Genomic DNA, 6,309 nt, shown 5'->3' on the forward strand with positions numbered 1-6,309 from the left:
TTGGATTTCGACGCTTTGGTGGCTGCGGTTCAGGCGGTGGCGGATCGCCATGAGGTGCTGCGTGCCCGGCTGGTGACCGGGCCGGAACCGCATCTGCTGGTGCCGCAGGCGGCCGACACCACCGCGTGGGTGCGGCGGGTGCAAGCGGCCAGCACTGAATGGCCGGGGCAAGTCGACGAGCAGGGGACCGTCGCCGACTGGGCGGGCCCGGTCGGTGAGCGGGGTGCTGGCGCGGATTGGGCTGGCCAGGTCGATGGGCGGGGGGACGGCGTCGATTGGGTGCGTCTGGTTGGTGAGCAGACGAGGGCGGCGGTTGAGCGGCTGGACCCGCTGGCTGGGGTGATGGTCCAGGTGGTGTGGCTGGACGCCGGGCCCGGCGAGCCGGGGCGGTTGGTGCTGGTCATCGCTCACCTCGTGGTGGACACGGTGTCGTTGCGGGTTCTGCTGCCGGATCTGGCCGGCGCCTACACGGCGCTGGCCGCCGGACGGCCGGTCGCCCTCGATCCGGTCCCGACGTCCTATCGCCACTGGGCACAGGCACTTGCGGCCGAGGCGAGCAGGCGTACGCCGGAACTGCAGGACTGGCTGACGCTCCTCCAAGGCCCGGACCCGCTGCTGACCAACGAGCATGTGGATCCCACCCAGGACGTCGACTCCACGGTTCGACGTATCTCTGTGAGCGTTCCGGCCGATGTGACGTCGGCGTTGCTGACGGGGGTTCCGGCGGCGTTCCATGCGGGGGTCGATGACGTTCTGCTGGCGGGGTTGGCGGCGGCGGTCGCCGAGTGGCGGGCGCGGCGGGGCCGTCCGGGCGGCGGGGTCGTGGTGGACGTGGAGGGGCATGGGCGTGTCCCTCTGGCGGACGGCATGGATGTGTCGCGGACGGTGGGCTGGTTCACCAGCAGTCATCCGGTGCGGCTGGATGCCGGGGTGGCCGACTTCGCCGATCTTCGGGCGGGCGGAGCGACGGCCGGGCGGGTGGTCAAGCGCATCAAGGAGCAGGTGCGGGCGGTCCCGGGCGACGGCCTGGGATACGGCCTGCTCCGCTATCTCAATCCCGGCACCGCCGCCGACCTCGCGGCACTCCCCAGAGCCCAGATCGGCTTCAACTACCTCGGACGCTTCACCGAATCGAGCGGAGATCGCCTGCACGGGTGGCTGCCGGTCGACGAAGGCGGCCCCGGACCGAAGGTGAGCGGCCGGTTCCCCGTGATGCACACGATCGAAACGGAGGGGCTGGTCCGCGACCTTGAAGATGGCCCGCGGCTCCTGCTGACCGTGGCAGCGCCCGGACGTCTCCTGACGGAGGAGGCGGCCGGGGAACTCGTCTCCGGCTGGGCGGCGATGCTCGCCGGACTCGCGGGGTACGCCTCGCGTCCGGGCGGCGGCGGCCACACCCCGTCGGACTTCCCGCTGGTGGCGCTCGGACAGAGGCAGATCGAGGAACTCGAGTCGGACGTTCCGGACCTCTCCGACGTGCTGCCCGTGTCGCCGCTCCAGGAAGGGCTGCTGTTCCACGCGGTCTACGACGAGACCTCGACGGACGTGTACGTCGAGCAGATGGTCCTCGACCTTGCGGGATCGCTGGACGCGGAAATCCTGCGGGCCTCCTGGGAAGGCCTGCTGACACGTCACGCGAGTCTGCGGGCGAGCTTCCGGCAGGTCGCCGGGGTGGAGCAGCCGGTCCAGGTGATCTCGCAGCGGGTCGAGCTCCCGTGGCGGCAGGTCGATCTGTCCGGCATGCCGGAAGAGGCGGCCCTGGCCGAGGCCGAGCGGCTGGAGATCGAGGAGCACGCCCGCCGGTTCGACCTGTCGGTGCCGCCGCTGGTACGGATCATGCTGCTGAGACTGGGCCCGGACCAGCACCGCATGGTGATCACACTGCACCACCTCGTGATCGACGGCTGGTCACTTCCGATCATGCTGCGCGAGTTGTGGGCGGCGTACGCGGCTGGCGGTAGCACCCGTGGGCTGCCCGTGGTCACGCCGTACCGGGACTATCTGGCGTGGCTGGGCAGGCAGGACAGGGACGCGGCGCGGGAGGCGTGGCGGCAGGCCCTGGCCGGCGTACGCGAGCCGACCCTGGTGGCGCCGGCCGAGCAGGCGGACACAGCGGCCCCGACGGCGAAGCTGCTCTTCCAGGCGGACGTACGGCTGGCACAGGCGCTCCGGAAGCTGGCCCACGCCCAGGGGCTGACTCTCAACGTCGTGATCCAGATGGCCTGGGCGCTGGTGGTGGGTCAGCTGGCGGGACGCCGCGACGTGGTGTTCGGGGCGACGGTCGCGGGCCGCCCGGCGGAGCTGCCCGGCATGGAAGACATGCTGGGCCTCTTCATGAACACCGTTCCCGTGGTGGTGCGGCTCGACCCCGCCCGGCCGGTGAGGGACGTGCTGGCCGACCTGCGGGCGCGGCAGTCGGCGTTGCTGGACCACCAGCATCTCGGGCTGACGGAGATCCAGCGGCTGGCCGGGCCGGGTGCGACCTTCGACACGCTCGTCGCGTACGAAAACTATCCCGGCGACCCCGAAGCCACCCTTCCCGGCGGCACGCTGCGGATGACGGGCCTGACGGCCAGGGAGACCAGCAACTATCCGCTCGCGCTCGTCGTGGACCCGGCGCTGAAGTTCCGCCTCGACTATCGGCTCGATCTCTTCGACGAGGAGACGGCTCAGGCGCTCGCGCGGCGGCTGGTGCGTGTGCTGGAGCAGGTGGCGGCCGATCCGTCCGTACGGCTCAGTGAGCTGGAAGTGCTGGACGAGGCCGAGCGTCGGGTCGTGCTGGGGGAGTGGAACGACACCGCGAGGCCGGTGGCGGCCGGGACGTTGCCGGAGTTGTTCGCGGCGCAGGTCGAACGGATGCCGGGTGCGGTGGCGGTGGCCGGGCCGGGGGTGTCGTGGTCGTACGCGGAGTTGGACGCGGCGGCGAACCGGATCGCGCATGAGCTGATCGGCCGGGGGGTGGGTCCCGAAGATCTGGTGGGCGTGATGATGGAGCGCTCGCCGGAGTTGGTCGCGGTGTTGCTGGGCGTGGCGAAGGCGGGTGCGGGGTTCGTGCCGGTGGATCCGGCCTATCCGGCGCAGCGGATCGCGTTCATGCTGGGTGACGCCGCCCCGGCGCTGGTGCTGTGCACCCGATCCGTACGGCCGGCACTCGCGCAAGCCGAAGGGCTGCTCGACGGCGGCGCTCCCGAGTGCGTGGTGATCGAAGACCCGGTGGTGGCCGCGTCGATCGACGCCCGTCCGGCATCCCCGGTGACGGTGCCCGGCCATGCGGTCGACCATCCCGCGTACGTGATCTACACCTCCGGGTCGACCGGCACGCCGAAGGGCGTGGTGGTGACCCATCGGGGCCTGGGGAACCTGGCGGCCGTACACGTCGCGGCGTTCGACGTGGGCGCGGGCTCGCGGGTGCTGCAGCTGTCCTCCCTGAGCTTCGACGCGTCCGTGTGGGAGCTCTGCATGGCGGTGCTGACAGGGGCGACGCTGGTGATGGCTGGGGCCGATCGGCTGCCTCCGGCGGGGTCGCTGGCCGACGCGGTGGGCGAGTTCGGGGTGACGCACGTGACGGTGTCGCCGTCGGTGCTGGCGTCGGTGGAGACGCTTCCGGACGGTCTGGAGACGCTGGTGGTGGCGGGTGAGGCGTGCCCGCCGTGGATGGCCGAGCGTTGGGCGGTGGGGCGGCGGCTGGTCAACGCGTACGGCCCGACGGAGACGACAGTCTGCGCGACGATGAGCCGGCCACTGGGGCCGGGCCTGGGCGGTGTGGTGCCGATCGGGGGTGCGATCGCCAACGCGCGGGCGTTCGTGCTGGACGATTTCCTGCGACCGGTTCCACCGGGGGTGACCGGTGAGTTGTACGTGGCGGGGGTGGGGCTGGCTCGAGGGTATCTGCGGCGGGCGGGGCTGACCGCGGAGCGGTTCGTGGCGTGTCCTTTCGCCGCGGGGGAGCGGATGTATCGGACCGGGGACCTGGTGCGCTGGCAGGCGGATGGTCAGCTGGTCTTCGCGGGGCGGGCCGACGAGCAGGTGAAGATCCGCGGGTTCCGAATCGAGTTGGGCGAGATCGAGACCGTGCTGGCCTCGCACGGGTCGGTGGGGCAGGTCGCGGTCGTGGTGCGGGAGGACCGCCCGGGTGGCAGGCGACTGGTCGCGTACGTCGTCCCGGCCGGCCAGAACCCGGCCGACCCGAGCCCGGACGTCGCGGTGCTGCGGGAGTTCGTCGGCTCCCGGTTGCCCGACTACATGGTCCCGGCGGCTGTGGTGGTGCTGGAGGCATTGCCGGTCACGGTGAACGGCAAGCTCGACCGGGCCGCGCTGCCCGCGCCCGACTTCGCGGGCGTCGCCGTGGGCCGTGGCCCGGCCACCCCGGTGGAAGAAGTGCTGTGCGGGCTGTTCGGCGAGGTGCTGGGCCTCGACTGGGTGAGCACCGACGCCTCCTTCTTCGACCTCGGTGGCGACTCCCTGCTCGGGATGCGGCTGATCGCCCGCATCCGGGCCGTGTTCGACGCCGAGCTCGGCATCGGCGAACTCTTCGGCACGCCGACCATCGCCGGGGTGGCCCGCCTTGTCGAGGGCGGTGACGGCAGTGCCCGCACGGTGCTGCGCCCGCTGCCCCGGCCGGAGGTGCTGCCGCTGTCGTACGCCCAGCAGCGCATGTGGTTCCTGAACCGGCTGGAAGAGACCGATGCCGGCGCGGACGCGGCGTACAACCTCCCGCTGGCGCTCCGCCTGTCGGGTGAGCTGGACGTGGCGGCGCTGGAGGCGGCGGTCGGAGACGTCGCCGGTCGGCACGAGAGCCTTCGCACGATCTTCCCCGTGAGTGAGGGCAGGGCCCGGCAGCGGATACTCGACGGCGCGGCCGGCCGGCCGCCGTTCTCGGTGACGGAGGCGACTGAGGACGCGCTCGTCGAGGTCATGGCCGCCCACGCTGGCCGGGGCTTCGACCTGAGCGTCGATCTGCCGTGGCGTGCTCACCTGTTCGCCCTCGGGCCGTCGGACCATGTGCTGCTGGTCGTGGCGCATCACATCGCGGTGGACGGCTGGTCGATGGGGGTGCTGGGCCGGGATCTGAGCCTGGCGTACGCGGCCCGCCGCGAGAGCCGGGCGCCGGACTGGCGGCCGTTGCCGGTGCAGTACGCGGACTACGCGCTGTGGCAGCGGGAAATCCTGGGCGATCTGGACGATCCGGGCAGCCTGATCAGTGGGCAGCTCGCGTACTGGCGTCAGGCTCTGGAAGGAGCACCAGAGGAGTTGACGCTTCCGGCCGATCGCTCACGCCCGGCGACGTCGTCGTTCCGCGGTGCCAACGTGCCCGTCGAGGTGGACGCGCGGACGCATGCGCGGCTGGTGGAGGTCGCGCAGAGCGGCCGGGCCACGATGTTCATGGTGGCCCACGCGGCGCTCGCGGTGCTGCTGGCGAAGGTCGGCGCGGGGACGGACATCCCGATCGGTACGGCGATCGTCGGCCGGGGGGACGCGGCGCTGGAGGACCTGGCCGGATTCTTCGTCAACACGCTGGTGTTGCGTACGGATCTGAGTGGCGACCCGTCGTTCGAAGACGTACTGGGCCGGGTGCGCGAGACCGACCTGGCCGCCTACGCCCACCAGGATGTGCCTTTCGAGCGCCTTGTGGACGAGCTGAACCCGGCGCGCTCGCTGTCTCGCAACCCGCTCTTCCAGATCATGCTGACCCTGCAGAATCTGCCCCCGGCCGAATGGAACCTGCCGGGCCTGCACGTCAGGTCGATGCCACCGCTTCCCGACCCCTCCGCTCGCTTCGATCTGTCGGTGTCGCTGGTGGAGCGCCGGGACGAGGCCGGGGCCCCGGCCGGGCTGGGCGGCGGTGTCCTGTACGCCGCCGACCTGTTCGATGAGGAGACGGCTCAGGCGCTCGCACGGCGGTTGGTGCGGGTGCTGGAGCAGGTGGCCTCCGACCCCGCTGTCCGGCTCAGCCAGGTCGATGTGCTGGAGGAGTCCGAGCGGCAGGCGGTGGTGGAGGAATGGAACGCCACCGCTACGCCGGTGGCGGCCGGGACGGTGCTGGACCGGTTCCAGGAGCAGGCCGATCGTTCGCCGGATGCGGTCGCGGTCTGGTGCGACGGGACGGGCCTGTCCTACCGGGAGGTGGAGGAGGCGGCCAACCGCCTCGCCTCCTACCTGCGTGAACTGGGTGTGGGCACCGAGTCCCGTGTCGGGCTGGTGCTGCCACGCGGGATCCAGCTCGTCGTGTCGATCTTGGCGGCCTGGAAGGCCGGAGCCGGATACGTGCCGATCGACCCCGCTTACCCGGCCGACCGGATCGATTTCATC

General features: G+C 71.7%; 1 protein-coding gene. It reads left to right on the forward strand.

The annotated features are described in order from the left end of the window. Positions 1–36: 36 nt before the first annotated feature. The coding region (locus tag Mam01_RS35695) for a non-ribosomal peptide synthetase (protein WP_204289641.1) at positions 37–6,309 on the forward strand (6,273 nt) is incomplete at its 3' end.

Source organism: Microbispora amethystogenes (assembly GCF_016863015.1).
GTDB lineage: Bacteria > Actinomycetota > Actinomycetes > Streptosporangiales > Streptosporangiaceae > Microbispora > Microbispora amethystogenes.